The sequence below is a fragment of the Sphingomonas zeicaulis genome, assembly GCF_050433225.1.
GTDB classification, from domain to species: domain Bacteria; phylum Pseudomonadota; class Alphaproteobacteria; order Sphingomonadales; family Sphingomonadaceae; genus Sphingomonas_D; species Sphingomonas_D zeicaulis.
Genome location: NZ_JBNPXQ010000001.1, coordinates 678,812 through 705,458 on the forward strand (window position 1 = coordinate 678,812; position 26,647 = coordinate 705,458).

A 26,647-nucleotide genomic window follows, 5' to 3' on the forward strand; every position below is an offset into this window, starting at 1 on the left:
GTGCCTGATCCCTTACAGCCGGACGCGAAGGCCGATGGTGTAGCTGGTCTCGTCATAGAAGCCCTGGAACACCGCGAAGGACTGGCCGAGATATTCCTTCGTGCGGTTGCGCAGGATGTTGGTGCCGCCCACGTCGAGGCGAAGCGCCGGGTTGATATCATACCCCACGCTGAAATCGAGCCGGCCCGCGGGGCGGACATAGCTGAGCAGCGTCGGCACGAACACCTCGCCCTCCTGGCCTTCGGCGATCGGCCGCACCGAGATCGATCCGGTCTGGTCGCTCTCGAAATATTTGGAGCGGTAAGTGTAGACCAGTCGGCCGGAGAGGCCGCCCTTCTCGTAGAGCAGGCCGGAGGTGAAGTTGTATTTCGAGACGCCCTGCAGCGGGTTGCCCGCCAGCGGATCGTCCCCGCCGATCTTGGAATCCGCCAGAGTGAAGGCGCCCTGGACGCCGAGCCCGGAGAGCGGGCCGGGAAGGAAATCGAGGAAATATTGGCCGCTGATCTCGATGCCCTTCAGCGTCGCCGAGCCGAGGTTGCGCGGGCGGGTGACGCTGTAGTCGACACCGTTGAAGGTTTCGTTCGCGGCGCCGTTGATCACGCGATCGCTGATCTCGCGATAATAGCCGGCGACCGCGATATAGCCGCCGCGGAAATAATATTCGAGCGTGGCATCATAGCTGTCCGACTCCTGCTGGCGCAGGTCGGGATTGCCGGCGCTGCCCGAACTCTGCACGAACGGGTTGTTCGACAGCGAGAGCGTGACGGCGGGGTTGAGATCGCCGAACTCCGGCCGGCGGATTGAGCGCGAATAGCCGAGGCGCGCCTGCAGGCCATTCTGGAAGCGTAGCCGCGCGGTCGCGGTCGGCAGGAAATCCTGGTCGGTGGTGGAGGCGGTCAGCGGATCGAAGCCGCCATTGGTGGCGACGAAGGTGGTAATGTCCCGCTCCGTCCGCACATAGCGGCCGCCGACGACGCCATCGAGCGTTGCCGTCCCACCCAGCGCGACCTCGTAATCGATCTCGGCATAGGCCGCGAACGTATCTTCCTCGGCGTTGAACTGGCGCACTTTCTGAAAGTCCGGCCGGCCGAGCGGCAGGCCGACATAGGCACGCAGCGCATCCTGCCCCTCGTCGGACAGCAGATAATCCGGGTTGGGCACGTAGAAGCGCTGGCCGCCATCGATGCCCGGCGCCGGCGCGCCGATCGAGAGGAAGGAGGAGGGCAGGCCGGTGTTCGACACCAGCACCGCGCGCGCCTCGGTGGCGGTGCCGATGTTGCCGCCCGGCAGCGCGGTGTTGAGGTTGACCTGGTAGGAATCCGCCGCGCGTCGTGCGTAACGCCCGCCGACGCGCAGCTTCGACAGGAAGCCGCCAAGCTCGCGCTCGACATCCACCTTTGCCGCGAACAGATCGCCCTCGGTCAATCCGAACTGCTGCTGGAAGCTGTTGCGCATCGAAAGGTTGGCGGTGGAGAGCAATTGATCACCCGGAACGGTGAACTGCGGAATACCGTTGACGTCCGGTGTGATCGTCAGGCTGCTCAGCCGCTGGCCGATATCGGCGATGATCAGCGTGCGATCCGATTTGGATGTCTGGTAGGAGACATCAAGGTCGGCCTTCCAGCCACCCTGTTCGAAGCTGGCGCCGCCGGCGATCAGCTTGTTTTCCTGCACGATGTCGCGCGCCTGCGTCGTCTGGTTGACGACGATGTTGTTGAAGGTGCCGCTCTCCAGATAGCACAGGTTCTGGACGGTATGGGGCTGGAGCGTGCGGTTGCCCGCGGCGTCGGTCTGGATCGTCGGATTCTGGCCGGCGGCGGTCACCCGCGCGCGGAAGCAATCGCCGCTGGACGTCGCATCGGTCAGCGAGACGTTGGTGGTAAAGGGCTGGACGTTGGCGCCGTAGTGGACGCCGCGGTCGCGCGAGCGGGTGTAGAGCCCGTCGGCATAGAACAGCAGCGCGGGGCTGGCCTGCCATTGCAGCGCGGCGTTGACCTGGGTGCGCTCCAGCCGGCCTTCCTCCGGGAAGTTCTGGAGGATATTGGGCACCATGTAGCCGGCGGTGTTGAGCGGCGCCGCCGCGGTGCTGCGCAGGCCCGACAAGGTGGTCTGGTCGCGGCGATAATCGTTGCGCGACCAGGTGGCGTTCACCAGCACGCCGATCTCGCCGATGCCGGTATCCCAGCGATCGGTGGCGAGCGCGCCGAACTGCGGGTTGAACGCTTCCGCGCGCGCCGCCCAGTTGGAGCGCGCCGAGGCGACAATCGTGGGCTTGGTGAAGCTGAACGGCTTGTTGAGCTTGAGGTCGATCACGCCGGCGAGGCCGCCTTCGATCAGGTCCGGCGTTTGCGACTTGTAGGCGTCGATGCGGGAGAGCGCCTCGGCGGGCAGGTCGTTGAGGTCGAACTTGCGGCCGGTGGTGGTGAAGATCTCGCGGCCGTTTACCGTGGTCAGCACATCGGGCAGCCCGCGTACGCGCACGTCGCCCAGTTCGTTGTTGCGGTTCACCGATACCTGAACGCCGGGTACCCGCTGCAGCGCGGCGGCGGTGGTGGGATCAGGAAGCCGACCAATATCCTGCGCGACGATCGAATCGAGCACCTGTGCGGCATCGCGCTTGATGTCCGCCGCACGCTCCAGCGAGCCGCGAACGCCGGTGACAACGATGGCATCACCGTCATCGGCCGTGGCTTCGGGGGCTGACACGTCCTGTGCGTGCGCGGCCTGGCTCGCCAGCAAGGCGGCCGCGCCGGCCACCCCAAGCAGCGCGGCACGATGCCGCCTGTCGTTCGATCGCATTTCTTTTTCCCCACATGGCGGCCCGTTCAGGCCGTGACCCTCGGATACGCCGGTTGGCCCGACGATTGTCCGTTAAGTCTATTAGCGAAATAGAGAATACAACAAAGCATGGCTTTAGGGCGGAGCAAGCTCTCGTTGCAGCGCGTGCGGGTGGTTAGAGGGTCGCGGCCGGCGACAGAGGCGCGACGTCAGTTAATGATGGATGATGGCGACATGCCCAATGCGCAGGGCAAAGGCAGGGAAGCAGATATGAAAAGAGGTTGCCGGGCCTGACGACCCGGCAACCCCCTAACATGGTCAGCGGCCGGAAGTGCCGCCTCCGGGAGACTCAGGCAGCGCCTGTCAGGCGCGCGCCTCCCGAACGGACAGGACCGACCTCTCTGCTGAACCATGAGACATCGGATCACCTCCTTTCGCTGGTTGAAGCCCATGTGCCCTCGGGCACGTCCGAAAGATGAGTCAGCATGGCGCCGCGATCAAGCCTTGTATTACAAAAAAATCGCGGCAATCATCCTTGGCCCACGCATATCGCCACCGCGGATCAGCCGCGGCAATCCTCAACGACGCGGCTCAGTTCCGGCCAGGCCGGGACCACCAGAATCGGCAGCCCCGTCACCTCCACCACGAAGCGTCCGCGGCTGAACGCCATGCGATCGAGCAGCGGATCGCGTGGGGGTACGTCGAGCGCCACATAGGGCGGTTGGCCGCCGGTGTTGCGCACGATGTGGCTGCTGGTTTGCGCGGAGGTGCGAATCGTCATCGGCCCGCTGCCAGCCGTGACCGCGCCGGCGCGCGAAAGGTAGACGCGCTGCGCCGCCCGATCGCAGCGGACCATGAATTGTGCGCCGGTATCCGGCGCGCCGAACAGCGCAAGGCTGCCGCGCGAATCCTGTCGATAGACCCAAGCACCGGGTGACGCCGGCCAATCCTGCCAGTCGCCGCGCAGCACCGGGGCGGGCGGTGGCGGGGGAGGCGGCGCCGGGGTCGGCGTTGGCCGGGGGGGCTGGGGTGGTGGCGGGGCCGGGGTGCTCACGCAACCGGCGAGCAGCGTCAGCAGGACGAACGAGAGGCGGATACGCATGAAGCCGTTAAGCCCGAAGCGGGCGACGGTTTCAAGAAACGATGGCCACGCCCGGCGGTGAGTCAGTTCGGGTCAGCGACAGTCGGTTCGGTGACGGCAGGGGGCGCGCGGTTGGCCCGGGGCTGCGGCGCCGGGCTCTTCTCGCCGCGCGGGGCGGCGCCCGGCCTGCTGCCGCTGCCGGTGTTCGAGGCCGAATTGTTCGCGGGAGCATTGCCGCCCGCGTTCGCGCTGCCTTCGGCGCGTTCCGCGGGTTGCTGCGCGCCTTCCGTCGCCGCCGCCTCGTCGGGTTCTGGCAGGCCTGCTTCCTCGGGCGTGTCCGCTTCCGGTGCGGCGGGTGCCGCGGCCGGCGCCGCAACGTCCGGCGTCGCAGGCTTGCGGGAAAGAATCCCGCTGAAGGCCAGGATGGCGAGCAGTGCCAGCACCACGGCCGCGACCACGATCACGATGATCCGGATGTCGGGCGCGCGCTTGGCAGCGCTTGCCGCCGCACCGGGGGCAACTGCGGGGCGCGCCGGCAATGTCGGCGCCTCCACCGCGGCAGCACCTGCGCCTGCCTTGGCAGCTGCGGCGGCATCGGCCGTCACCGACAGGGTCGGCTGGTCATCGGTGGCGCGGGGCGGCATCGGCGCGGTGATGGGGGAGGCGGCTTCGTCCGCATCGGGGCGGAGCACGGCGACCGTGGTATTGTCCTGCCGCGGCTTGCCGGCGGCTTCCACCGCCATCACCAGTGCGGCGGCGACGGCGTTGGCGCCGGGATTGGCGGCGACGATCTCCAGAATCTGCGCATCGCTCAGCGTCTCGATGCCGTCGGTCGCGAGAATCAGGGTTTCGCCGGGCGCGAAGGGGCGCCAGTCCTGCCGATCGTCGATCAGCGGCACGTCGAAGCCCATCAACGCGGATCGCAGCACGTTGGGTGCCGGCGCGCCATCGAGGCTTTCGCCGGCGGCGATCAGCCGTTCGCGTTCCTCGCGATAGCTGTGGTCGGCGTTGAGCCGCTCCACGCCCGTCTCGGTCACGCTCAGCAACAGGCTGTCACCCACGCTGATCCAGCGATAGGCTGCAGTTTTGCCGTCCAGTTCCACGCCGATCAGCGTACAGCCCATGCCGTCGGTTTCGGGGTGTTCGGCGACATGCGCCGAAATCAGCGCATTGGCCTGGTCAAGCGCCTCGATCAGCGTCGTCTTGCCGCCATGCTCGCCGCGACGCCAGGCATCGAGAAAGCCGTTAACCGCGATGTCGCTCGCCACTTCGCCCGCGGCATGGCCACCCATGCCGTCGGCGATCACGGTCAGCGCGGGCAACGCGCCGGTCTCGCCATGCGGGGCAGACCACCCGACCGCATCTTCCTGCACCTCGCGCTTGCCAATGGTGGCGCTGCTGCCGAACAGTCCGGAAGGGGAAACGGGGGGCGTGCTCATGCGGTAGCGGCTCCGGGGCGGGGCGTTCCTGTCATCGCCGATCTCCGATCGTCCGCACGGGCCTTCTCCTCCCCGAACCGTCCCATGGCTCGCAGGTAAAGACCAAATCGTGCGCGCTGCCAATCCGCCAGATCAATGCGACGCCTCAAAAATGTCACTTTGCCGGTCGCGGATCAGGCGTTGCGGCCGCTGCGATAGCGGAACAGCAATACGCCATAGGTCGCCAGCACGAACAGGAGATAGTGGACCAATATCGTTGCCTCCAACCCGCCGAGCGAGGCGGTTTCAAGCGGCACGCGCTGGCCGGTGGCGAAATCGAGTTCCAAGATCGGCCCGTCATTCTCCACATAGACCGCGGTCATCGCCGCGTTGAGCACGTTGGACGGGATCACGGTCTCGGCGATCTTGCCCAGAAGCTCGGGCAGGTTGGGCACGACGGTGCCGATGAAGATGAGCTGCGGGATCAGGACCAACGGCACGATCGAGGTCGCCTGGCTGGGCGTGGAGGAGGCCGCCGAGATCAGCAGCCCGACCGCGACCCCCATCAGCCCGGCCGCGAAGGTGAGCGCGAGCTGCTGAGGCACGCCGCCCGGAATCTCTTCCGCAAGGCCGTAGACCAGCGCGAACAGCAGCGCGCATTGCAGCAGCACGAAGATTGAGGACACCAGCATGCGCGCCGCGAGATAGGCGCCCATCGCCAGATTGACGTCCTTCTCGCGCTGCAGGATTTCGGATTCGCCGACGATATCCTTCGAGGCGCCATTGCAGCCCATCCAGATCGACGAGACGACGAGCAGCATCAGCAGCGTCTTGCGGGAGGTGATGGCCGTCATCCCCTCACCGAAATCCGAGAGCGCCCAGCCGACGAACACGCCGATGATCAGCGCCTGTGCGAAGACCAGCCCCAATGTGCCGCGGTCGGCGGCGAGCAAGGCGACGTTGCGGCGGAACAACACGCTGAACTGGTGCAGGCCGACGGCGAGCTTGCGCCCGGCGGGCATGCGCTGGCGCTGGAAGTGGCTCGTCGTCGGCGGCTCGGCATCCTCGTCGCTGCCGTCCCCGCGTTGCTGCCAGCGTTCGGCCCAGCCCGGCGCCTTGTCCCGCGTGAGCATCGGGAACACGTCACCCAGCCGCTCGATCCCGAAGAAGCCAAGTGCATCGTCGGGCGCGCCGCTGAAGGTGAGGTGGCCGCCCGATCCCATGATGACCACGCGGTGGCAGAAGCGCTGGATGTTGGCGAGCGTGTGGGTGACACACACCACGGTGGTGCCGCCATCCGCCAGGCGACGCAGCAACTGCATGATCTCGAAGTCGGTCTGCTCGTCCAGGCCGCTGGTGATCTCGTCGAGGAACAGGATCTTGGGGCGGCAGAGGATCTCGGCTGCCAAGCAGGCGCGCTTCTTCTGTCCGCCCGACAGGCGATGGAACTCGGTGTCGGCCTGCTGCGAGAGTTCGACGTCCACGATCGCCTGCGCCACCGCCGCATCGCGCTCGGCGCGCGGGGTATCGGACGGCAGGCGCAGCTCGGCGATATAGCCGAGCGCGCGGCGCACCGTCAGATGCTCGTGCAGCACCTCGCGTTGCGGCACGAACGCCATCGACTGCTTGATCGATTCGAACTCGCGGGCGATGTCGACTCCCTCGACGCGAATATTGCCGACGCTCGCCTGTCGGCGGCCGGCGAGGAGGTTCATCAGCGTCGATTTGCCCGCGCCGCTGCCGCCGACGAGACAGACGAACTCGCCGCGGCCGATGCGCAGCGACGTGCCGTGGAGGATACGCTTGCGGCCGCCCTTGGCGGGCACGTCGAAACAGACATTGTCCGCAGCGATCGCGACCTTGCCGGCCTTGCGCGGTTCGCGCAACGCACCTCCGCTGAACACGAAGCGCAAGGGGCCGAAGGCGATGCTGTCACCCTCGGCGAGCCGCTGGCTGCCGCGCACCCGCTCGCCATTGACGAAGGTGCCGTTGGTGCTGCCGAGATCCTCGATGCGCGGATCGGTGCCACCGTGCACGATGGCGTGGCGGCGCGAGACCGCCGGATGATCGAGTGTCAGGCCGTCGGCGCCGGGTTCGCGCCCGATCGTCAGGCTGCCATGGATGGACGATGGCATCGGGCCGGGAGGAATTGTCTGCGGCCGCGGGGCCGGGCGCGGCCCGGCGCGGGGGGCGGACGGATCCATCTCCAGCCGCAGCTCGGTCTGCCCGAAGGTGATCAGACTGCCACTGGCGAGGCGCGTCGCGGACTGGATCTCGCGGCCGTCGATGTGGGTCGGTGATCGGGAGATCGGCGACAGCATCGGCGTATTGCCGTCAAGGCTGAGCTCGCACTGGGTACGCCCGCAATAGGGGTCGTCGGGGATCTGTACGTCGCAGACGTTCTGCCGCCCGATCCGCCAGGGTCCGGTTCCAGCCAGCTCGAAGCGCCGGCCCTCTCGATCGATCAGTCTGATGCCCGCCACGACCGATGGTTAGACCGAGGGCGGCGGCCTGTGCAACATCACTTTGGCCTGTGGCATTCTTCTCGTTTCAACGCTTTACTCCCAGGCCTGACGGTCATGGCGATTCGCGCGCTCCCCCTACTCGCAGCCACGATGCTTGCTGCCGTGCCGGCATTCCCGGCACAGGCGGCGGATTCGATCGCTGGCCGCTGGGTGACGGAGGGAGGCAAGGGGCTGGTGGAAATCGCCGCCTGCGGCCGCACGCAATGCGGGAAGATCCGCCGCGTCGGCGATCCAAAGGCGCCGCACACCGACATCAACAATCCGGACCCGAAACGGCGCACGCGGCCCCTGCTGGGGCTGCAGGTGCTCCACAGCTTCACCGATGCTGGCGAAGCCTGGAAGGGCCAGATCTACGACCCGGAAAGCGGCAAGACCTATCGCTCGGTCGTAAGGCTCAACCGGGATGGAACGCTGGAGGTAAAAGGCTGCATCCTGTTCCTGTGCCGCGGTCAGACCTGGACGCGGGCGCGATAAGGCGCGGTGGACAGACTGAAGGTCGCTTGAACGCACGCCGAACTGCCCTCTCCCGTGATGTGCGGGAGAGGGATTTTACGCGCAGCTCAGCTCCAGCCGCAGCTCAGAACGTCACTTCCGCATGCTTGCCCGCGACTTCGCCGCGTAGGTCGCCGCCGAAAATTCGCGTGAACAGGCCGGAATAGCTCGAATCGGCCAGCCAGATCTCGGCGTCCTCGATGTCCATGCGCAGCAGGGTCAGCGAGGGATCCTGGCGGCCGTCGGGATACCAGGCGGCGACCTTCGCAGACCAGAAGCGGTCGATCGTGGCCGGGTTGTTGTCAATCGTCAGCACGCCGTGCAGGCAGGCGAACAGATCATGCCCCTTGGCGACGAACTGCGCCATCGCGCTGCCGCCGTGATCGAGACCGGTGACGAGGCGATTGTCGCGCGAGGTGAAGATCCACAACGGCCCCGTACCGGTCTCGTCGAAATGCGCGGTCATCGGCAGCGCGTGCTGCGGGCTGTTGTCCAGCGCGACCATCAGGAAAGGGCTTGCCTTCAGATCCTTCCAGAAGCGGTCGCGGATGTCGGCTTCGGTGGTCATCTCCGTCTCCTTCGGATTATCCCGATACCCAGGATCAACCGGCAAGCCGGGGCGCGGTTCCGTGGCCGGGAGGGTCACGGCTTAACCCCGCGACGATCGCCATTTGCTGTTCGTCGAACCGATACGGTCGTTCGTCAAACAAAACGGAGCCGCGTGGTGCTGATCACAGCGATCGCCGCCGTCCTTCAGCAAACGGGTCGCAACACCGTATCGAGGAAGGATCCGAAATGCTGTTTCATGTGTCGATCGAAGCCGATGAACCCCGCCGTGTTGCCGGCGTTCTGGCAGAGGTCATGGGGGGCATTGCCACGCCCTTTCCGCCGGTCATCGATGGATCATGGGTCGCGCATGCCGGCGACGATCGCAACACTCTGGTGGAAGTCTATCCGCGCGGTACCGAACTTCACCGCGCCGACGGTGGAGTCATGGGGCTGCCGGCACATCGTTCGCGCCATAACCCCACCCATTTTGCGCTGGCGACGGCGCTGGACGAGGATGCGGTAAAGGCGCTCGCCGCGCGCGAGGGCTGGCACGCCGAGACCTTCTCTCGCGATGGCCTGTTCCACGTGATCGAATTATGGATCGAAGGATCGCAGATGATCGAGTTGCTGACGCCGGAATTCCAGGCGGAGTATCTCGAATCGCTCAGCATCGATCGCTGGCGCGCAATGCTGAGCGGCCATCCAGCCATGGCGGAGGCGGCATGATCACCAGCCTTTTCGCTTATGAACTGCTCAATTCGCGGATCCTGCCGAGCCGTCGGCAGGGCCGGAGCGCTGCGGTGGAGCCGGTGCGTCGTCGTCCCTGTCGCCGACGTCGGACACCATCTGGACCTCCGGATACGGCATGATCGCCTTGCCGTCCGGCGCAGCCGTGAAACTCGTCTGCGTCGGATAGGCGAATTCGATGCCTTCCTTCTCGAAGGCCTGCAGGATGGCGAGCATCACATTATGCTTGCGTGACAGCACATGGGCATAATTCTCATGATGCACGTCGAACTGGAAATCGAAGTCGATGCTGGAGGCGTTGAAGGCGCTCAGCACGCAGCGGAAGAAGGAGCAATTTTCTTCCGCCTCGACGATCGCCTTCATCATATCCGGTATTCGCGCCAGCGTCGCGACGGGAGTCTGGTAGATCACGCCCAGTACTATTGCGATGCGGCGGCGATCGAGCCGCGCGAGGTTGTAGAGTTCCTTGTTGAGCAGGTTGGTGTTGGAGATCACGATCTCCTCACCGGTCAGCGCACGCACGCGCGTGGTCTTGAGGCCGATCGCCTCGACCGTGCCCGAAGTCGTATCCCACCGAACGGAATCGCCCCGGCGGAACGGACGATCGAACAGGATCGAAAGCGCGGCGAACAAATCCGCGAAGATGCCTTGCGCCGCGAGACCGATGGCGATGCCGCCGATCCCGAGACCGGCGACCAGGCCGGTGACGTTCACGCCAAGGTTGGCCAGGATCAGGATCGTCGCGACGGCGAACAAGGCGAAGGTGACGAGCAGGCGGATGATGCCGAGCGCGCTCTGCAGACCGCTATGGTCCTCCAGCGTGCCTGCGCGATGTTCCACCACGCCCAGGATGAACTCGCGCAGCCAGATGGCCGCCTGCAGCATCATCGCGATCACGAACAGCGCGCGCACGATCGTCAGCAAGGTGGGCGGCGTCGCGGCGTAGGTCGCGGTCGCCTGGATCGCCACGATCACCATGAACCAGAATTGGGTGGTCGCGATCACCCTGCCGATGATCGCGCGCCAATGCGTGCGGCCCGGATCGTTGCGGCACAGCCGCATCCCCACCGATCGGATGCCCATCAACACGAAGACGATCCCCACGCCGATCAGCGTGCCGATCACCACCTGCATGGTGTGGCCGGCAATCCAGTTGCCGAAATCGCGCATCGTCGCTTCGAAATCCGGCAACGATGGCGGTGACGCCTTTGCTGCGGCAGGCGCGGAACTGTTCGCAGCAGCGGCGTTGGTCATGGAGGTCAGGCTGCCTTCGTTGCTTGCGTGGCCGCAGTCTCGAGCCAGTCGATCAGCCCGCGTTCTGCTGCCGTCAGATATTTCGTCTGGCGGGGGCGCGGCAAGGCGCAACTGGTGCAAGGCGTGCCGCACAAGGTCAGCAGGGCAGGGTGGACATAGGATTTGCGGGCGATCGCCGGCGTATTTCCAAGCGCAGCAGCAACCGGTTCGAGCAGCACCTTGATCGAAGGATGCTTCTCCTTCGCGCCACACAGGGCGTCATAGGCGATCACGCTGGCACCCCAGGTTCGAAAATGCTTGGCCGTGAAGCTGTCGCCCATCGCCTCGCGAATGTACGCGTTGACATCCGTGGAGGTGACCGGATGAGCCTCCCCCTCCTCATCGAGATATTGGAAGAGGTGCTGGCCGGGCAGGTCTTGGCATTTCTTGACGAAGCGGGCGAGCGACTTGTCCGAGATCGTCAGCATCTGCATCTTGCCGCTCTTAGCGCGATATTGAAGCTTCAGTGTCGATCCCTGTACCGCGGCATGGCGACTGCGCAGGGTTGTGGCGCCGAAGCTCTTATTCGTCTTCGCGTAGGTCTCGTTGCCGATCCGCACCCGCCCGAGATCGAGCAGGCGCACGACCGCCGCGACCGCTTTGTCGCGGCCGAGGCCGCGCTGCGCCAGATCCGCTTCGACCCGCGCCCGCAACAGCGGCAGCGCGCGTCCGAACGCAGCGCAACGATCATATTTCTCGGTGTCGCGCGCGGCGCGGAAATCGACATGATAGCGATACTGCTTGCGACCTCGCTCATCATAGCCCGTCGCCTGGATGTGGCCATGCGGCGATGGACAGAACCATGCGTCGCGATAGGCCGGTGGCAGGGCGATCCGGTTGAGACGGTCGATCTCGGCGCGGTCGGTGATGCGCTTGCCTGTCTCATCCCAATAGCCCCAGCCGTGGCGCACCTTGCGCCGGGTGATGCCCGGCAATGCATCATCGACGTAGCAGATCTTCGGGGGTGAGGCTGAACTCTCCTCGGGCGGGCTTCTCTTCGTGGCCTTCGTCATGCCCTGTCCAACTTTCGCCCTGCCGCTTCGTTCCGGAACTGCGGCGCCGGCCGAACGCTGGCGGGCATATTCATTCCGCACATTTAGGAGGCTGCCATGACGAGCATCGCTGACGCAAAGATCCTTATTCTCGCGACCGATGGTTTCGAGCAGGTCGAATTGTTCGGCCCGCGCGAGGCGTTGATCGAAGCCGGCGCCACGGTTCAGCTTGCATCGCCCAAGTCCGATCCGATCCAGGGCATGCAGCATCATGAGAAGGGCGACACGATCACCCCGGATCTCACCCTCGATGGGGTCGACGCATCATCCTATGACGCCCTGCTGCTGCCCGGCGGCGTCGCGAACCCGGACGAATTGCGGACCGAAGCCAAGGCGATTGAAATCATCAAGCAGTTCGTGGACGCCGGCAAACCCGTGGCTGCGATCTGCCATGCGCCCTGGCTTCTTGCGGAAGCCGATGTCATCGGCGGCCTGACCGTGACGGGTTGGCCCTCCGTCCGTACAGACCTTGCCAACGCCGGCGCCGAGGTCGTCGACCGCGAGGTCGTGGTCGATCGCAACATCATCACCAGCCGGAACCCGGATGACGTTCCCGCCTTCAGTCGCGCCCTGATCCAGGCGGTGTCCGAGGCGCAGGCTGTGCCGGCAGAGTAACCGGCGCCGGCCGATGCGCGGCGATGAAGGCGCGGATACGCGCCACCGTTGCCGCGCGCGGCTCACGCCCTGCGCGCAGATCATGCACCAGCCGCGGATCTCCGAGCGCCTCGCGTCCGAAGCGCGTGGCGGAGGTGCCGGAGGCGCGCAGATAAAGTTCGATCTCGCGGAGCAGGGTCATCTTTCATCCCGCCGGGCGACTCGTTCGCCCGCTTGCACACCCCATCTTCCTATCCAAATCCTACTTGTCTAGGATTTTTCCTATCGATAGTCTGCGGCGATGACCGACTCCGACCCCAGGGCTGCGCTCGACGCTGCGATCCGCGCGCGGGGGGAGGATTATGCATCGCTGTCCCGCATGCTCGGTCGCAACAGCGCCTATATTCAGCAATATATCAAACGCGGCACGCCGCGCCGGCTGGGCGAGGAGGAGAGGCGCAAGCTCGCCGCCTATCTCGGGGTGCCGGAAGTTGAGCTGGGCGGACCGACCGAGCGCAGCGCCACCGCGGCGCCGGCCGAGGCCGCGACGCGCGGCGGCGCCGAGTTCGATATGATCCTCGTGCCGCGCCTCGCGATCGGCGCATCGGCGGGGCCGGGGGCGATCGCGGGGGAGGAGCGGATCCGCGATCGCATGCCGTTCCCCGCGCCCTGGCTGCGCCAGGTGGGCAGCAGCCCTGCGGCGCTTTCGGTGATCCGCGTCGAGGGGGATTCGATGCTGCCGACGCTCGGCAACGGCGACGATATCCTAGTCGATGCCGGCGATGCTGCGGGGCGGCTGCGCGACGGCATCTATGTGCTGCGGCTGGACGAGGCGCTGCAGGTCAAGCGGCTGGCGTTGCGCCCCGACGGCGGCATCGACGTGCTCAGCGACAATCGCCAGTATCGCGACTGGCTAAATATTGCAGCCGACCGGATCGGCATCGTCGGCCGCGTGCTGTGGGTGGGCCGCCGGCTCTGATCGCGCCGGCGGCTGCCCTGTTTGCCCTTATTGCTGCGGCTGTTGCGGCTGCTGCTGCGGCGTGCCCGTCTGCGGCATCGGCACCGGCAACCCGCCGGTCGCCGGAACCGCAGGCGCTTCGGTCGCAGGCGCGCCCGGCTTGGGCAGCACGGTCAGCGAGAAGCTCTTGCCCGGCAGCAGATATTTGGCGGCGGTCGCCTGCAGCAGCTCGGGCGTAATCGAGGCGAGATCCTGCGGAAGCTGGCGCAACGCCGCGGCGCGGCGCGGATCGGTAGAAACGCCGCCGAGCTGCTCGATCCAGAAGGTGTTGCCGCTCGACGCGCGCGCCACATATTGCTGCATCGGCCCCACCGCCCGCTCCAGCTCGTCCGCGGTTACCGGCTTGGTGGAGAGTTCGACCGCGATCTCGTTGACCATGCGATAGAAGGCGGCCACCTGATCGGGCTCGATCTGGCTCATCGCGAATATATAGCCGCCGGTGTCCATGCCGACCGGCCAGCTCGTCGAGACGAACGGGCTGTAGCTCGCGCCCTGTTCCTGCCGGAACCGATCGAACAGGCGGTCGCTGAAGATCTGCGAGAGCACTTCCAGCCGGCGGCTCTCGGCAATGCCGGCAATGCCGCCGCCGGTGGGCCAGGCGATCGCCGCGGCGGCCTGATCGGCCGGGCCGTTGTGATAGCGCAGTTCAGGCTTGGCATTGTGCGCCGGGAACACAGCGGGGGCGCCCGGGCCCGTCACCGGCTTGCGCTTGGCGAGTGCGCCGAAGGTCTTTTCGGCCGCCGCGATCGCCGTCTCGGCGTCGAAATCGCCGAACAACAGGATTTCGATCGGGCCTTCCTTCAGCAGTGGCTCGAAGTGGCGGCGGAACGCCTTGCCGTTGAGCGTCTCGATGTCCTTGCGGTCCGGCGTCGTCCAGCGCGGATCACCGCTCTTGAGCAGCGAGGGCAGTTCGCGGTTCATGACAGCCGAAGCATTGGCCGACTGCGCCTCATAGCCCGCGAGCATCGCCGCACGGAGGCGCTTGATCGGGGCCTCGTCCCATTTCGGGAAGCTCAGCTGCGCCGCCATCAGGTGAAGCTGATCCTCCAGATCCGCCGCGCGCGTGACCGATTTAAGCTCGAACGCGTCCTCTTCGGTCTCGAACTGGATGCCGATGCGCCGCGCACTCGTCAGCCGGTCGAGCTCGTCCGCGCCGAGATCGCCTATGCCGCTGGCATAGAGCACGGCCTCGCCCGCCCAGTGCGGGGTCTGCTTCTTGGGGGAGAGGCTACGCACGCCGCCGCCGAAGCGGACATTGACCATGATCTTGTTGGCTTCGGCGTTGTTGGGGAACAGCACCAGCCGCACGCCGTTGGAAAGCTCCACCGTCTCCATGTTGAGCAGGGACAGCGGCTGGCGGGTCACGACGGTGGCGGGTGTGCCGCCGATCGACGGCACCCGATCGAAGCCGATCGGCGCCTGATCCTTGCGCACCTCGGCAGCATCGACCTTGATCTCGGTCTTCATCGCCGCGGCCAGGTCGGCCCCACCGTTGGGAATATCCTTCGGCGTCACCATCAGCGCGCGATCGGCGGTGCCGGTAAACAGGCGGCGGGTGCCTTCGAGCATCCGCTGCGGGGTCGCCTGGCCCTTCATGCCGCGGAAGATGTCGAGGATCACCTGCGGCGACGCGGTGGTTTCGCGGATATTGACCGCCTGCAGGATGTCTTCCGCCTGCTTGGCGGCCGCCTCGGTGCGCGACGTCTGCACCTGGACGTTCAGCGCCTCGTCGAGCTCCTGCCATTCGCGTTCGATTTCGGCCTGGCTGGGCGCCACTTCCTTGGCCTGGGCGATTACGGTGCGGACGTCGGTCAGCGCCGTTTTCCAGTCCTCGCCGATCGGCTGGACGAAGATCGTGGTCGCGTTGGCGGAACGCGCGACATCGTCGAAGCTCACCTGCGCGGCGATATAGCTGCCGCCGGCGCGGGCGCGGGTCTCCAGCCGGCGATTGATGATCATCATCGCAAGCTGGTCGAGCATCTTGCCCTGATTGTAGACGATCGTGTCGTCCTTGAAGCGCCACGGCCGCAAGGTCGCCAAGGTCAGCAGCGGCGGCAGCGAAGGCTCGACCAGCACGCGGCTGACCGGCTGGTTGGGATCGGGATCGCCGAAGTTCGGCTCCGGCGGGTTCGGCCCCTTGGGCTGCCACGCGGAGAAATGCTTCTCGATCATCTGCGCGAAGATCGCCGGATCGCCATCACCCGCAATCGCGATCACGGCGTTGCCGGGGCGATACCAGCGGTCGTGGAAGGCGCGCAGCGACTCCGCGGTTGCGCCGCGTAGCGTCTCAATGGTGCCGATCGGCATGCGGTTGGCGAGCGGCTGGCCGGCGAAGAACAGGCCTTGCTGCACTTCGAACGCGCGGCGCTGCGCGCCCTGCGATTCGCGGTTCTCCGCCAGGACGACGGCACGCTCGGTATCCACCGTGGACTTGGTGAAGGTGGGGCCGGACATCATGCCGGCGAGCATCTTCAGGCTTTCATCGAGGCTTTCGGGCGTCGCGCGCGGCAGGTCGAGCTTGTAAATGGTCTGCGTCGGCGTGGTCTGCGCGTTGGTGTCGCTGCCGAAGCTGGCGCCCAGGCGCTGCCAGATGCGCTTGGCCTCGCCATCGGGCACGTGGGTGGAGCCGCGGAAGCTGAGATGCTCGATGAAATGGGCGAAGCCGCGCTCGCCGTCCTGCTCCATCAGCGAACCGGCGTCGATCGCGACACGCACCGAAACCTGGCCCGGCGGCACGCCGTTGGCGCGGGTGGCATAGCGCAGCCCGTTCGCGAGCGTGCCGAAGCGCCAGTTGGTGTCGGGCGGGATGTCGCTGCGCTCATAGAGCCAGGGCTTCGCTGCGGGCGCCGGGGCAGTCGTGGGTGCGGCCGGGGCGGGCTGCGGAGCCGGGGGCGCCGGGCGCGGTTGCGCGGTCGTGGGCGCCGATTGCTGCTGGGCTGCCGCGATCTGCGGCGCAACCAGCATGACGGCGATCAGGGGAAGGGCGAAGCGGGCGAAACGCCGATACTCGGAGCGCATATGCCGCATGTCTATCGGCCTTTTCCGCCGCCCGCCAGTGACATCGGTCGAAACATGTCGCGCATCGCCGCGATGCTTGACCCTGTCATCGAGCATCGCCACCCTTGAACGATGCTCAGCGGACCCGCCGTCACCGACATCGCCCACACGATCCAGCTCGCGGTCGCCCCCGTGTTCCTGCTGGCCGGCATCGGCGGCATCCTCAACGTGCTGGCTGGTCGGCTGCAGCGCGTCGTCGATCGATCGCGCTTCCTGGCAACGTTGCACGGAGAATCGACCGGCGCCGAGCATGAGCGCCATGTGTGGGAGCTTCGCCTGATCGACCGCCGCATCAAGGTGGTGAGCGCGTCGATCGCGCTCAGCGTCGCCAGCGCGATCGCGGTCTGCCTGCTGGTCGCGCTGCTGTTCGTCGCCTCGCTCGCGCAGTTGCGCGCCGGCGTGCCGGTGGCGGTGCTGTTCGTGCTGGCGATGATGCTGCTGACGGCGGCGCTGATCTCCTTCGCCTATGAGGTGCGGCTGGCGATCATCAACGTGCGGGTGCCGCGCGAACTGCTCGAGAAAGACAAATAAGCGGCTAGCCCGCATCCAGCGCCCGTGCGCGGGTTTCTGGCAGTGCGATCCACACCAGCGGGATCGCCAGATAGGCGCTGAGCGCCAGCCATGCCGCCGCCGGGCCGATCGCGCCCAGCTTGGCCGCCAGGCCCCCCAGCAGCACCGGCGCGATCACCACGCCCCAGCGGCCGAGCAGATTGTGGCACCAGCCATTGGCGGCGGCGCGCAATTCAGTGGGAAAGAGTTCGGAATTGAGCGTGTAGGTTGCCACCCACACGCCGAGCGCCGCCTGCAATCCGAGGAAGCCGGCGGCCACCGCCCACCAATCCTGGGCAGTGTAGCAGAACTGGGTGAGGCCGCCGAGCGCCGCCATCATCACCGTCACCGTCCAGCGCCGGCCGATCAGGTCGAGCAGCCAGCCGGTGCCGAGATAGCCGAGGAAGCAGCCGGCAAGCCCGATCGGCGCGATGCGAGCGAAATCGCCGGGGACCCAGCCGCGTTCCTGCACCGCATAGAGCGTGAAGAACAGACTGGAGACCGCGGTGGCGAAGTTGACGATGAACCAGATCAGGCTCATCGCCACGAACCGCCGACGCAGGTCGCGCGACGCCAGCCGGCACAGTTCGCCGAACGCTGAGAGGCGCGGGCACCCTTCCGCGCGTGCGGCGAGCCATACCGGCGTTTCGGCGAGCTTCCACAGCAGCAGCGGCATCAGCAGCAATGGCAGCGCGCCGATCACGAACAAGGTGCGCCAGCCGAGCGGGCTGGCGAGCGCGGGGGCGAGGACGAGGAAGGGCAGCGCCGCGCCGAAGCTGCCGAACGCGCCGAGCAGCCCGTTGGCGCGGCCGCGCGCGGCGGGGGGCAGGGTCTCGCTGACGATCAGATAGGCGGTGGCGATCTGCGTCACCAGCAGCGCGCGGGTGACGAGCTGGATCGCGGTATAATGCGCGACCGAGTCCGATAGCACCGTCGCCAGCGACCCCAGCGAGAAGCCGGTGGCGGAGAGCAGCAAGATCGGCCGCCGGCCGAAGCGGTCGCCCAGCCGCACAAGCAGCCAGGCGGCGATCGAACCCAGCGCGATCACGCCCAGCGCGCGGCCCAGTTCCGGAGCGGCCGCGCCGAAATCCTCGGCGAGATAGGGCAGCACGACGCTGGTCGCGCTGATGTCGAACCCCTCGAACATCACCACCACCGCCAGCATTGCGATCAGCCCGACATGCGCGCGGGTCAGCCTTTCTCCGGTCACACTCATGCCGCGTCGATCTCGAACAGGCTTACCGGCCCCTCGACCACGCCGACCTGCCGCACATACTCCTCCCACGCGGTGACCAGCGCCGCGAGCCGTTCGGGCTGGTCGGCGGCGCGGTCGCGGATTTCGCCGGGATCGTCGGCAAGGTCGTAAAGCTGCCACACGCCGACGCCCTCGGGAGGTCGCATCCACACCGCCTTCCACTGATCGCAACGGATCGCGCGGCGGCCGAACAGCTCCCAGCCAGTCTCGGTACCGGCGGGGTGGATGGGCACGTCGCCATCCGCGAGATGCGCCGCCATCGATCGGCCGCGCGGCTGCTCCACCGCACGGCCCCGATAGTCGGCGGGGAAGGGAAGGCCGGCGCGGTCGAGCAAGGTCATCGGCACGTCCATCGCGGTGCTGAACGCGTGGCTGATCGCACCGCCACGCACGCCGGGGCCGCTGGCGAAGAAGGGCACGCGGATGCCGCCCTCGGTGGGGAAGGATTTGTGCAGGCGGGAAGGCGCGGTGGCCGCCTGCGCCCAGCGCGGGCCATACCAGCAGCAGCTCGTCGGCCGGCCGAGATTGTCGAGGCTGTTGTCGAAATGCGCCTCGATCTGCGCGGCGATCATCTCGCCGACGATCGGCATCGCCTCCACCATCGCGCCTTCAGCGCCATTGTCGGAAAGGAACAGCACCAGCGTGTTTTCGAGATCGCCCGCCGCCTGCAACGCCTCGACGACGCGGCCGACATTCCAGTCCATCCGGTCTACCATACCGGCATAGACCTCCATCGTCCGCGCGGACCAGGCGCGCTGCGCCGGCGTCAGCGTGGCCCAGTCCTGCCCATCCACGAAGGGATGCGGCACCGCGTCGGGCGGGCACAGCCCCATTGCGGTCAGCTTCGCGAGCCGTTCGGCGCGCAACGCCTCCGGCCCGGCGTCGTAGCGGCCACGATAGCGCGCGATGCTGTCGTCGGGCGCCTGCAGCGGCCAATGTGGCGCGCTGAACGGCAGATAAGCGAAGAAGGGCCGGTCGCGCGGTCGCTCGGCGAGATAGGTGAGCAGCCGGTCGGTGAAATGGTCGGACGAGTAGAAATCGTCGGGCAGCCGATCCACCGGCCTGCCATCGTCCTGATAGGCGGTGGTGACGATCGAGAAGCGATCGAGCCCCTCGCCGGCGAAATGGCTGGCACCGGCGGGCAGCAACGCGAAGGAGCGATCGAAGCCACGCGCGGCGGGAATGCTCGTCGCGGTCTCGCCGAGATGCCATTTGCCCGACAGGATTGTGTGATAGCCGCCGTCGCGCAGCAATTCGGTGACGGTGACGACGCGATCGTTGAGATGCCCCTCATAGCCGGGCGCCCCCGCGAAATCGGGCTGCGCGACCTCAAGCATCGTGCCGATCCCGGCGAGGTGCGGATCGGTCCCCGTCATCAGCATCGCCCGCGTGGGCGAACAGGCGGGGGCGGAGTGGAAATCGGTGAAGCGGGTGCCGGCATAGGCCAGCGCATCGAGATGCGGGGTGGCAATCTCGCCGCCGAAGCAGCCGAGGTCGGAGAAGCCGAGATCGTCGGCCACAATGAGGAGGATGTTGGGGGCGGTCATGATCGCGCACCCCCGCGTTTGCGCGGCCCAGACATCATCGCCCCCCTCACAACGCCGTCCTCAACGTCACGCCCCACGTCCTTGGATCCCCCAATATCGCCGTCGACTGCCCGGTGTTGAACGCGGACGGATTGATGATGCTTTCATAGGTCGTGTCGAACAGGTTGCGCGCGAACAGTGCGACGCCCCATTGCCCGTCCGCTGCGCGCAGGGCGATGCTGGCGTTGGTCAGATGGTAGCCGCCCGCCAGCGAGTCCGCCGCGAGATTGTAGGTGGTGTAGAAGCTGGAGCGATAGGCATGGTCCGCCGACAGCACCAGCTCAAGCCCGTCGCCCCACGCCGCGCGATATTCGCCGCCCACGCTCGCCGCCCATTTGGAAACCCCGGGCAACCGCTCGCCGCTGAGGTCGCACACCGCGGCGAGGCCGAGATATTCGACCGGGCAGGGGGCGTTGGTGAAGCTGCGATAGGTGGCATCGGTATAGGCGCCGGATGCGAACAGGCTGAGCCCCGCCACCGGCCGCACCCGCATGTCCGCCTCGAACCCGCGTGAGCGGACGGTGCCGACATTGGCGATATAGGCGGTCTGCGCGATCCGCGTGTCGATCTGCTGGCTCTGATAGTTGCGCACCGTCTGGGTGAAGGCGGCGAGGTTCAGGGTCACGCGATCGTCGAGGAACTGCGTCTTGAGCCCCGCCTCCCAGTTCTGCACCTTTTCCGGATCGATCACCTTGGGCGCGGCGGTGGCGTTGAGGTTAAGCCCGCCCGATTTGAAGCCGCGCGCATAGGTGACATAGGCGAGCACGCCTTCCACCGGCTTCCACGATGCGGTGGCGCGACCGGAAAGATTGTCCTCCTTGGTCTCGGCGAGGAAGGTCGCAATATTGGCGGCGAAGCTGTTGCGGATCGCCTGCGCGCCCAGCAACACTTCCGCCGGCGTCAGCGCCGGCCCGCGCTGGATCTGGCCGAACGACCCATCCTTCTTCTCATGCGTATAGCGCAGCCCGCCGGTGAGGCTCAGCGTGTCGGCGATGTTCCATGTCGCCTCGCCGAACGCGGCGTAGCTGCGCGTGCGCGCGGTGGCGGCGCCATCCGCAAACAGCCCGTTGAGTGCCGCCTGGCCGGCGACCGAGGGCGCGGTTCCGCCGGGTGTGGCCGGGCCCAGGATCCACAGCGCCGCGTCTCGCCCATAAATGGTGAAGAAGCGATCATCGATCCGCTGCCAGAAATAATAGAGCCCGGCGACATAATCGATCGTCCGCTTGCCGTTGCTGGCGACGCGCAGTTCCTGGCTGAACTGCTCCTGATCCTCGCGCACCCCGGCATTCTCGAAGATGTCGAGCCCGATCACGTCGCCATCGGTCGCCGGCTTGTAGCTGAGCTTGCGCCAGCCGGTGACGGAGGTGATCGTCGCCGCGCCCAGATCATAATCGGCGATCGCGGTGCCGCCATAGGTCTCCATGTCGACGGTGAAGGGCCGGTTGGTCTCCAGCCGCCGCGCGTCGGGATCGATCGGCAGCGGCACATAGCCGGCGCGCGCGGTGCGGATCAGGAAATTGTTGGGGAGGGGGCTGCCGTCGATCCGCGTCGTGCGGATCGTGGTGGTGACGCCGGTGCAGCAATCCTGATTGAGCGACGAATAATCCCCAATCAGCCGCAGGCTGAACGCGTCATGATTGTCGAACAATATCTGCCCGCGCGCGCCGAAGCTGGAGAGATCATGCACCCGCCGCCCGCCCTGCCGGGGGATGGTCTGGAAGCCCCTGTCGCGCAGCGCACTCGTCACCGTCAGCCGCACCGCGATGCTGTCGGTGATCGGCGCGGTGCCGGTGGCGCGCGCCTGCAGCGATCGGTAATTGCCCAGGCTGATCTCGCCGCGGAAACCGGGGGTGAAGGATGGCGCCTCGGTGGTCAGGCTGATCGCGCCCGCGGTGGTGTTCTTGCCGAACAAGGTGCCCTGCGGCCCGCGCAGAACCTCCACGCGCTGGAGATCGTAGAGGTCGAACGCGGTCTGCGCCGGCCGGCTGTAATAGACCTGGTCGACATAAACACCCGCGCCATATTCCAGCCCCAGACTGGCAAAGGCCGGCGTCGCGCCGAGCCCGCGGATGTTGATGTTGGTGTTGCGCGGGTTGGTGGCGGTCAGTTGCAGGCTGGGCGCAAGCTGCTGCACCTGCGCGAGGCCGATCGTGCCCGGCACCGTCACCTGCGCACCCGTCAGCGCGGTCAGCGCGATCGGCACATCCTGCGCACTCTCCTCGCGTCGCCGCGCGGTGACGACGATGTCGTCGTCGGTGACGCGATAGGAGGTCGAGATGATGTCGCCGCCCTCCTGCGCCGCGACGGCACCGGGGCATGCCAGCACCGCCACGCCCGCGATCAGCCACCCTCTGCGCATCCCGTCCTCCCCTTGGGCTTTGCATTCATTTTGATGCTTGAATGCCGATTATATCTCCGCATAGTGTAGGTGCGATAACAAGAATATGTAAATGTGCGTAAAGTTAGGAGAGGGTGACGAATGTTCGCAACGGTGACGCGGTGGCGGTGAACGGCCGAAGCGTATGCGCGCTTACGGCCGAGCTTAGCCCCTCCCCTTCAGGGGAGGGGGCGATATGAGCGAGGCCTCGAACCCCCGCCACGCCCTCTTCACCCCGTTCCATTCCCGCACCCTCAACCTCCCCAACCGCATCGTCATGTCGCCGATGGGCCGCGCCCACGCCGCCGCCGGCCGGCCGCACCCGGATTACGCCAGCTACTTCCGCCGCCGCGCCGAGGGTGGCGTTGCGCTCGCCATCACCGGCGCCGCCGCGATCGCGCATGACCTTGCCGATTATGACGGCACCGGCCCGCACTTCTTCGGCGAGGATGCGCTCGACGGGTGGAGCCACGTGCTGGCGGAGGTCCACGCTGCCGGCGGCAAGTTGATGCCGCAACTCTGGCACACCGGCATGGCGCGCAAGACGGACGCGTTGGGCGGCGCCCCCGCGATCGGCCCGTCCGGCTATGCCATCGCCGATCTGGAGGCAGGCCGCGGCCCCAGCGGATCGGCGATGGACGGGATGGACATGGCGGCGGTGGCGGAAGCCTTCGCTTTGTCCGCGGCGGCGGCGCAGGCGCGCGGGTTCGACGGGATCGAGATCCATGCCGGCCACGGCTTCCTGCTCGACCAGTTCCTGTGGCCCGCGACTAACCGCCGCGGCGACGTCTATGGCGGCCCGCCGGAGAACCGCGCGCGCTTCCCGGCGGAGGTGATCGCTGCCTGCCGCGCCGCGGTCGGCCCCGACTTCCCGATCCTGCTGCGCCTGTCGCAGTTCAAGATCGACGCCTATGCGGCGCGCATCGCCGAGACGCCGGAAGAACTTGGCCGGCTGCTCGCGCCTTTGGTCGCGGCCGGGGCGGACATCCTCCATTGCTCGCAGCGCGAGGCGTGGGAACCGGCCTTCGCCGGCGACCCGCGCAACCTCGCCGCCTGGGCGAAGGCGCTCACCGGCCTGCCGACGATCGCGGTCGGCTCGATCGGCCTCGGTGGCCTGTTCACAGAGGAAGAAGCCGCGACCCCCGGCGCGAGCCTGCCCGGCGTATCGCTGGCGCGGCTGGACGCGGTGGCGGAAGCGCTGGCGGCGGGCGAATTCGACTTGCTCGCGGTCGGCCGCTCGCTGCTCGCCGATCCCGAATGGCCGGCAAAGGTGCGCGAAGGCCGCGAGGCGGAGCTGCGCCCGCTCGATCTGGCGGCGCTGACGACATTGGTTTGAACCAACGACGACGAACAGGCGGGGAGGGATTATGCGGCGGTTTCAGGATCGGGCGGTGCTGGTGACGGGCGGCGCCTCCGGCATCGGCCGAGCGACGGCGGCGCGGCTGGTGGAGGAGGGCGCACAGGTGTTGTGCGCCGACATCAACCTCGCCGGTGCGGAGGAGACCGCCGCCAGCCTCGTCGCCACGGGCGTGGAGAGCGGCGGCACCTGCGCCGCGATCGCGCTCGACGTGACCGACCCCGCCGCCTGCGACGCAGTGGTAGCGAGCGCGGTCCAACGCTTCGGGCGGCTGGACGGGCTGGCCAATGTCGCCGGCATCGGCTGCTTCGGCCATGTCGCGGCGACCAGCGACGCCGAATGGGCAAGGGTGATCGCGGTCAACCTCTCCGGCGTCTTCCAGATGACCCGCGCCGCGCTGCCGCCGCTGGCGGAAACGAAGGGCGCGATCGTCAACATCGCCAGCGCCGCCGGCCTCGTCGCGACACCCTATGCCGCGGCCTATTCTGCCTCCAAGAGCGGCGTCCTCGGCCTCACCCGCACCGTCGCTGCCGAATATGCGACGCGCGGGCTGCGCGTGAACGCGATCTGCCCCGGCGCGGTCGACACCCCCCTCATCGCCGGCGGCTTCGACGCGATCGACGGCGTCGACATGGGCCTGTTCACCCGCATGACGCCACTGCTGGGCCCGATGGCGCAACCGGCGGACATCGCAGCGGCGGTGGCGTTTTTGTTGTCGAATGATGCGCGGTTCGTGACGGGGGCGGTGCTGGCGGTGGATGGCGGGCAGACGGCGATTTGAAGCTCATTGTGCATTGATTTTGAAAGACGCTTAAACTGTTACGTCTGTGACATCTTAATTTAGCGTCTCCAGATTTGTATCATGCGTATCGACGGTTGTAGTGCGGGCGGTGCGCCAACCTTTGCAGTATTCGTTCACCGATTTCTCGCACCGCCAAATCGCATCGCAAGGCAACACCCGCTCATCCATCGGCGACAGCAAATCCAGCCCCGCCCCGGCCTCCCGCGCCGCCGCCACCAACGCCTCCACATCACCCCCCTCATTGCGCAGCAGCACCATCACGCTCCCCGCATCGCACCCCGTCGCTACGGGATCCGCGAGCGCCGCGACGATGCGCGGCTGGTCGAGGAAGTTGCGTTCGTCGGCACGCATCGTATCGCCGACCTCGCCTGCCATCAGCTCGCCGATCTGGTTGAGCGAGGGCACCCAGAATTCGGAGATGCAGTCGAAGCCCGGTTCCACATCCATGTCCGCCAGATGGTTGCGGCGATAGCGGATGAAAGGGAACAATGGCACCGCCAGCGGCGCGTGGCGCGTCTCGTAATATTCGCGGAACTGGGCGCGGCTGATGTCCGGGCGGCGGGGCATGAAGCCGATCGTCTTGATCACGCCGCCCGCGCTCATGGCAGCAGCCCCGCGGGCGCGTTGTAGGACCAGCATTTCTGCTCGCGGCGGTGCGCGATGCGCCAGCCCTCCGGCGTGCGGACGAGGTCGTCGCAATACCACAGGCCGATGAAGAACACGCGCTCCTCACCCTCATGCTGCATCACCATCGGGTTGAACAGGATCGTGCGCGCCTTGGCACGGTCTCCGTCCAGATCCAGCTTCGTCGTGGTGGAAAGGTGCTGGAAGGCGGAAAAATTTGGCATCGCCTCGGCCAGGTAGCGCTTGGTCTCCGCGCGGCTGCCCTTGGCGCCGCCCAGTTCGGTATAGTCGACCACCGCATCCTCGGTGAACACGCGGTCCAGCGCGTCCCAATCCTGGTCGTCGATCGCATGGGCATAGCGCGCGATCAGATCCTGGATCTCGACGCGATCCGACAATTCCTGCAGCGACAGCATGATCCTCTCCCTCCAGCGGCCTCGTGACCGTCCGGCGCGGAACGTGCGCGAACCGCTATGCTGTTGCAAGATGCTATTCGCGATGCGTATCAAGTGGCGATACAGGATTCGCAATATGTTGGAGAGGGGTATGGCGAACGAGGTGCTGCGCACGCCCGACGCGCGCTTCGCGGGGCTGCCCGATTTTCCCTTCGCGCCGCATTATCTCGATGTCGATGGCGGCGCGCTCGGCCGCTTGCGGATGCATTATCTGGACGAGGGCGGGGCGGGGGCCGCGGGCACCGTGCTGATGCTCCACGGCGAGCCGAGCTGGAGCTTCCTCTATCGCAAGCTGATCGGCCCCGTCGCCGCCGCGGGCTGGCGCGCGGTGGCGCCCGACCATGTCGGCTTCGGCCGGTCGGACAAGCCGGCGGACCGCGCCGCCTACAGCCAGGATCGCTTCGTGCGCTGGATCCGCGATTTCGTCGAGCAACTCGATCTGCGCCGCATCGTGCTGGTCTGCCAGGATTGGGGCGGGCCGATCGGGCTGAGGCTGCTGAGCGAGATGCCCGATCGCTTCGTCGGCGTGTTCGCCACCAACACATTGCTCCCCAACGCCGAACCGCCCCCGCGCGGCGTCGCCGACTGGCCGGGGACGATCGTGGCACCATGGATCGAACTCTGCCGGACGAGCGACGATCTGGCGGTGAGCGAAATCATCGCCGCGACCTGCGTCACCCGCCCGTCACCCGACGTGCTGGCGGCCTATGACGCGCCCTTTCCCGATGCCCGGCACAAGGCGGCGGCGCTGGCGATCACCTGCCTGATCCCGGCGAACGAAGGCGCCCCCGGCATTGCCGAGAACCGCGCCGCGTGGGACGTGCTCGAGCGCTTCGACCGCCCGTTCGCGACCGCGTTCAGCGATGCCGATCCGGCGACCGCGGCGTGGGAGCAAGTGTTCCGCCGCCGCGTGCCGGGCGCGGCGCAGGCACCGCATGTGCGGATCGAAGGGGCGGGGCATTTCGTGCAGGAGGAACAGGGCGAGGCGCTGGCGGCGGCGCTAGTGGCTTTTCTGCGCGATCTGGGGTGAGGCGCGTT

Annotated in this window: 22 protein-coding genes; 8 read left to right on the top strand and 14 right to left on the bottom strand. The window is 67.1% G+C overall.

From position 1 onward, the window contains the following. Positions 1-12 precede the first annotated feature (12 nt). From FHS96_RS03320 to FHS96_RS03335, 4 genes are all read right to left on the bottom strand, one after another. Entirely contained in the window at positions 13-2,799 is a 2,787-nt protein-coding gene (locus tag FHS96_RS03320; RefSeq protein WP_429587932.1) for a TonB-dependent receptor, read from the bottom strand. Positions 2,800-3,340: 541 nt separating this feature from the next. Next, positions 3,341-3,880: a hypothetical protein gene (locus tag FHS96_RS03325; RefSeq protein ID WP_429587934.1), complete on the bottom strand. Its 540-nt coding sequence runs from the start codon at positions 3,878-3,880 to the stop codon at positions 3,341-3,343. Between the two features lie 62 nt (positions 3,881-3,942). Further along, entirely contained in the window at positions 3,943-5,298 is a 1,356-nt protein-coding gene (locus FHS96_RS03330; protein ID WP_429587935.1) for a PP2C family protein-serine/threonine phosphatase, read from the bottom strand. 173 nt (positions 5,299-5,471) lie between these two features. Then, on the bottom strand, positions 5,472-7,760 hold the full coding sequence (locus FHS96_RS03335; RefSeq protein ID WP_429587937.1) for an ATP-binding cassette domain-containing protein: 2,289 nt from the start codon (positions 7,758-7,760) through the stop codon (positions 5,472-5,474). A 96-nt stretch (positions 7,761-7,856) separates the two neighbouring features. On the opposite strand from FHS96_RS03335, the gene FHS96_RS03340 reads away from it, so the two are divergent. Beyond that, a complete protein-coding gene (locus FHS96_RS03340) occupies positions 7,857-8,276 on the top strand; it encodes a DUF2147 domain-containing protein (RefSeq protein WP_429587938.1) in 420 nt (139 codons plus the stop codon). A 103-nt stretch (positions 8,277-8,379) separates the two neighbouring features. Here the strand turns inward: FHS96_RS03340 and FHS96_RS03345 are convergent, their stop codons facing one another. Next, a complete protein-coding gene (locus FHS96_RS03345; protein ID WP_429587939.1) occupies positions 8,380-8,862 on the bottom strand; it encodes a pyridoxamine 5'-phosphate oxidase family protein in 483 nt (160 codons plus the stop codon). A 227-nt stretch (positions 8,863-9,089) separates the two neighbouring features. Between FHS96_RS03345 and FHS96_RS03350 the strand changes: the two genes are divergently transcribed. Continuing rightward, positions 9,090-9,569 (top strand): hypothetical protein, encoded by a 480-nt coding sequence (locus tag FHS96_RS03350; RefSeq protein ID WP_429587941.1) that lies wholly within the window; start codon positions 9,090-9,092, stop codon positions 9,567-9,569. A gap of 27 nt (positions 9,570-9,596) precedes the next feature. Here the strand turns inward: FHS96_RS03350 and FHS96_RS03355 are convergent, their stop codons facing one another. After that, on the bottom strand, positions 9,597-10,844 hold the full coding sequence (locus FHS96_RS03355; RefSeq protein ID WP_429587943.1) for a mechanosensitive ion channel family protein: 1,248 nt from the start codon (positions 10,842-10,844) through the stop codon (positions 9,597-9,599). 5 nt (positions 10,845-10,849) lie between these two features. Beyond that, a complete protein-coding gene (locus FHS96_RS03360; protein WP_429587945.1) occupies positions 10,850-11,896 on the bottom strand; it encodes a DNA topoisomerase IB in 1,047 nt (348 codons plus the stop codon). Between the two features lie 96 nt (positions 11,897-11,992). On the opposite strand from FHS96_RS03360, the gene FHS96_RS03365 reads away from it, so the two are divergent. Beyond that, positions 11,993-12,550: a type 1 glutamine amidotransferase domain-containing protein gene (locus FHS96_RS03365; RefSeq protein ID WP_429587947.1), complete on the top strand. Its 558-nt coding sequence runs from the start codon at positions 11,993-11,995 to the stop codon at positions 12,548-12,550. On the opposite strand, the gene FHS96_RS03370 is transcribed toward FHS96_RS03365, so the two are convergent. Then, entirely contained in the window at positions 12,495-12,731 is a 237-nt protein-coding gene (locus FHS96_RS03370; RefSeq protein ID WP_429587948.1) for a hypothetical protein, read from the bottom strand. The genes FHS96_RS03365 and FHS96_RS03370 overlap by 56 nt on opposite strands. A 99-nt stretch (positions 12,732-12,830) precedes the next feature. Between FHS96_RS03370 and FHS96_RS03375 the strand changes: the two genes are divergently transcribed. Continuing rightward, positions 12,831-13,508 carry a S24 family peptidase gene (locus FHS96_RS03375; protein ID WP_429587949.1) on the top strand — a complete coding sequence of 226 codons (678 nt, stop codon included), beginning with the start codon at positions 12,831-12,833 and terminating at the stop codon, positions 13,506-13,508. A 27-nt stretch (positions 13,509-13,535) separates the two neighbouring features. On the opposite strand, the gene FHS96_RS03380 is transcribed toward FHS96_RS03375, so the two are convergent. After that, a complete protein-coding gene (locus tag FHS96_RS03380) occupies positions 13,536-16,574 on the bottom strand; it encodes a M16 family metallopeptidase (RefSeq protein ID WP_429587951.1) in 3,039 nt (1,012 codons plus the stop codon). Positions 16,575-16,676: 102 nt separating this feature from the next. Between FHS96_RS03380 and FHS96_RS03385 the strand changes: the two genes are divergently transcribed. Continuing rightward, the gene (locus tag FHS96_RS03385; RefSeq protein ID WP_429587952.1) at positions 16,677-17,135 is read left to right on the top strand and encodes a DUF2721 domain-containing protein; all 459 of its coding nucleotides are present in this window, start codon (positions 16,677-16,679) and stop codon (positions 17,133-17,135) included. A gap of 4 nt (positions 17,136-17,139) precedes the next feature. On the opposite strand, the gene FHS96_RS03390 is transcribed toward FHS96_RS03385, so the two are convergent. Genes FHS96_RS03390 through FHS96_RS03400 form a run of 3 tightly spaced genes read right to left on the bottom strand, consistent with a single transcriptional unit; the run spans position 17,140 to position 22,353 of the window. Then, on the bottom strand, positions 17,140-18,369 hold the full coding sequence (locus FHS96_RS03390; protein ID WP_429587954.1) for an MFS transporter: 1,230 nt from the start codon (positions 18,367-18,369) through the stop codon (positions 17,140-17,142). Next, positions 18,366-19,955: an arylsulfatase gene (locus FHS96_RS03395; protein ID WP_429587955.1), complete on the bottom strand. Its 1,590-nt coding sequence runs from the start codon at positions 19,953-19,955 to the stop codon at positions 18,366-18,368. The genes FHS96_RS03390 and FHS96_RS03395 overlap by 4 nt, the downstream gene beginning before the upstream one ends. Before the next feature lie 46 nt (positions 19,956-20,001). Next, the gene (locus tag FHS96_RS03400; RefSeq protein ID WP_429587956.1) at positions 20,002-22,353 is read right to left on the bottom strand and encodes a TonB-dependent receptor; all 2,352 of its coding nucleotides are present in this window, start codon (positions 22,351-22,353) and stop codon (positions 20,002-20,004) included. 214 nt (positions 22,354-22,567) lie between these two features. On the opposite strand from FHS96_RS03400, the gene FHS96_RS03405 reads away from it, so the two are divergent. Further along, a complete protein-coding gene (locus FHS96_RS03405; RefSeq protein ID WP_429587957.1) occupies positions 22,568-23,707 on the top strand; it encodes an NADH:flavin oxidoreductase in 1,140 nt (379 codons plus the stop codon). Between the two features lie 31 nt (positions 23,708-23,738). After that, on the top strand, positions 23,739-24,509 hold the full coding sequence (locus FHS96_RS03410; protein WP_429587958.1) for an SDR family NAD(P)-dependent oxidoreductase: 771 nt from the start codon (positions 23,739-23,741) through the stop codon (positions 24,507-24,509). 54 nt (positions 24,510-24,563) lie between these two features. Here the strand turns inward: FHS96_RS03410 and FHS96_RS03415 are convergent, their stop codons facing one another. Further along, the gene (locus tag FHS96_RS03415; RefSeq protein ID WP_429587959.1) at positions 24,564-25,133 is read right to left on the bottom strand and encodes an EthD domain-containing protein; all 570 of its coding nucleotides are present in this window, start codon (positions 25,131-25,133) and stop codon (positions 24,564-24,566) included. After that, positions 25,130-25,570 (bottom strand): nuclear transport factor 2 family protein, encoded by a 441-nt coding sequence (locus FHS96_RS03420; protein WP_429587960.1) that lies wholly within the window; start codon positions 25,568-25,570, stop codon positions 25,130-25,132. The genes FHS96_RS03415 and FHS96_RS03420 overlap by 4 nt, the downstream gene beginning before the upstream one ends. A gap of 115 nt (positions 25,571-25,685) precedes the next feature. Between FHS96_RS03420 and FHS96_RS03425 the strand changes: the two genes are divergently transcribed. Continuing rightward, positions 25,686-26,639, top strand: a complete 954-nt coding sequence (locus tag FHS96_RS03425) for a haloalkane dehalogenase (RefSeq protein ID WP_429587962.1) — start codon at positions 25,686-25,688, stop codon at positions 26,637-26,639. Positions 26,640-26,647 lie beyond the last annotated feature (8 nt).

Coding starts and splice junctions, on each gene's coding strand:
- FHS96_RS03360 (WP_429587945.1), bottom strand. CDS start 11,896: ATGACGAAGGCCACGAAGAGAAGCCCGCCCGAGGAGAGTTCAGCCTCA.
- FHS96_RS03330 (WP_429587935.1), bottom strand. CDS start 5,298: ATGAGCACGCCCCCCGTTTCCCCTTCCGGACTGTTCGGCAGCAGCGCC.
- FHS96_RS03345 (WP_429587939.1), bottom strand. CDS start 8,862: ATGACCACCGAAGCCGACATCCGCGACCGCTTCTGGAAGGATCTGAAG.
- FHS96_RS03390 (WP_429587954.1), bottom strand. CDS start 18,369: ATGAGTGTGACCGGAGAAAGGCTGACCCGCGCGCATGTCGGGCTGATC.
- FHS96_RS03385 (WP_429587952.1), top strand. CDS start 16,677: ATGCTCAGCGGACCCGCCGTCACCGACATCGCCCACACGATCCAGCTC.
- FHS96_RS03350 (WP_429587941.1), top strand. CDS start 9,090: ATGCTGTTTCATGTGTCGATCGAAGCCGATGAACCCCGCCGTGTTGCC.
- FHS96_RS03410 (WP_429587958.1), top strand. CDS start 23,739: ATGCGGCGGTTTCAGGATCGGGCGGTGCTGGTGACGGGCGGCGCCTCC.
- FHS96_RS03425 (WP_429587962.1), top strand. CDS start 25,686: ATGTTGGAGAGGGGTATGGCGAACGAGGTGCTGCGCACGCCCGACGCG.
- FHS96_RS03320 (WP_429587932.1), bottom strand. CDS start 2,799: ATGCGATCGAACGACAGGCGGCATCGTGCCGCGCTGCTTGGGGTGGCC.
- FHS96_RS03370 (WP_429587948.1), bottom strand. CDS start 12,731: ATGACCCTGCTCCGCGAGATCGAACTTTATCTGCGCGCCTCCGGCACC.
- FHS96_RS03355 (WP_429587943.1), bottom strand. CDS start 10,844: ATGACCAACGCCGCTGCTGCGAACAGTTCCGCGCCTGCCGCAGCAAAG.
- FHS96_RS03400 (WP_429587956.1), bottom strand. CDS start 22,353: ATGCGCAGAGGGTGGCTGATCGCGGGCGTGGCGGTGCTGGCATGCCCC.
- FHS96_RS03365 (WP_429587947.1), top strand. CDS start 11,993: ATGACGAGCATCGCTGACGCAAAGATCCTTATTCTCGCGACCGATGGT.
- FHS96_RS03380 (WP_429587951.1), bottom strand. CDS start 16,574: ATGCGGCATATGCGCTCCGAGTATCGGCGTTTCGCCCGCTTCGCCCTT.
- FHS96_RS03375 (WP_429587949.1), top strand. CDS start 12,831: ATGACCGACTCCGACCCCAGGGCTGCGCTCGACGCTGCGATCCGCGCG.
- FHS96_RS03405 (WP_429587957.1), top strand. CDS start 22,568: ATGAGCGAGGCCTCGAACCCCCGCCACGCCCTCTTCACCCCGTTCCAT.
- FHS96_RS03415 (WP_429587959.1), bottom strand. CDS start 25,133: ATGAGCGCGGGCGGCGTGATCAAGACGATCGGCTTCATGCCCCGCCGC.
- FHS96_RS03325 (WP_429587934.1), bottom strand. CDS start 3,880: ATGCGTATCCGCCTCTCGTTCGTCCTGCTGACGCTGCTCGCCGGTTGC.
- FHS96_RS03395 (WP_429587955.1), bottom strand. CDS start 19,955: ATGACCGCCCCCAACATCCTCCTCATTGTGGCCGACGATCTCGGCTTC.
- FHS96_RS03340 (WP_429587938.1), top strand. CDS start 7,857: ATGGCGATTCGCGCGCTCCCCCTACTCGCAGCCACGATGCTTGCTGCC.
- FHS96_RS03420 (WP_429587960.1), bottom strand. CDS start 25,570: ATGCTGTCGCTGCAGGAATTGTCGGATCGCGTCGAGATCCAGGATCTG.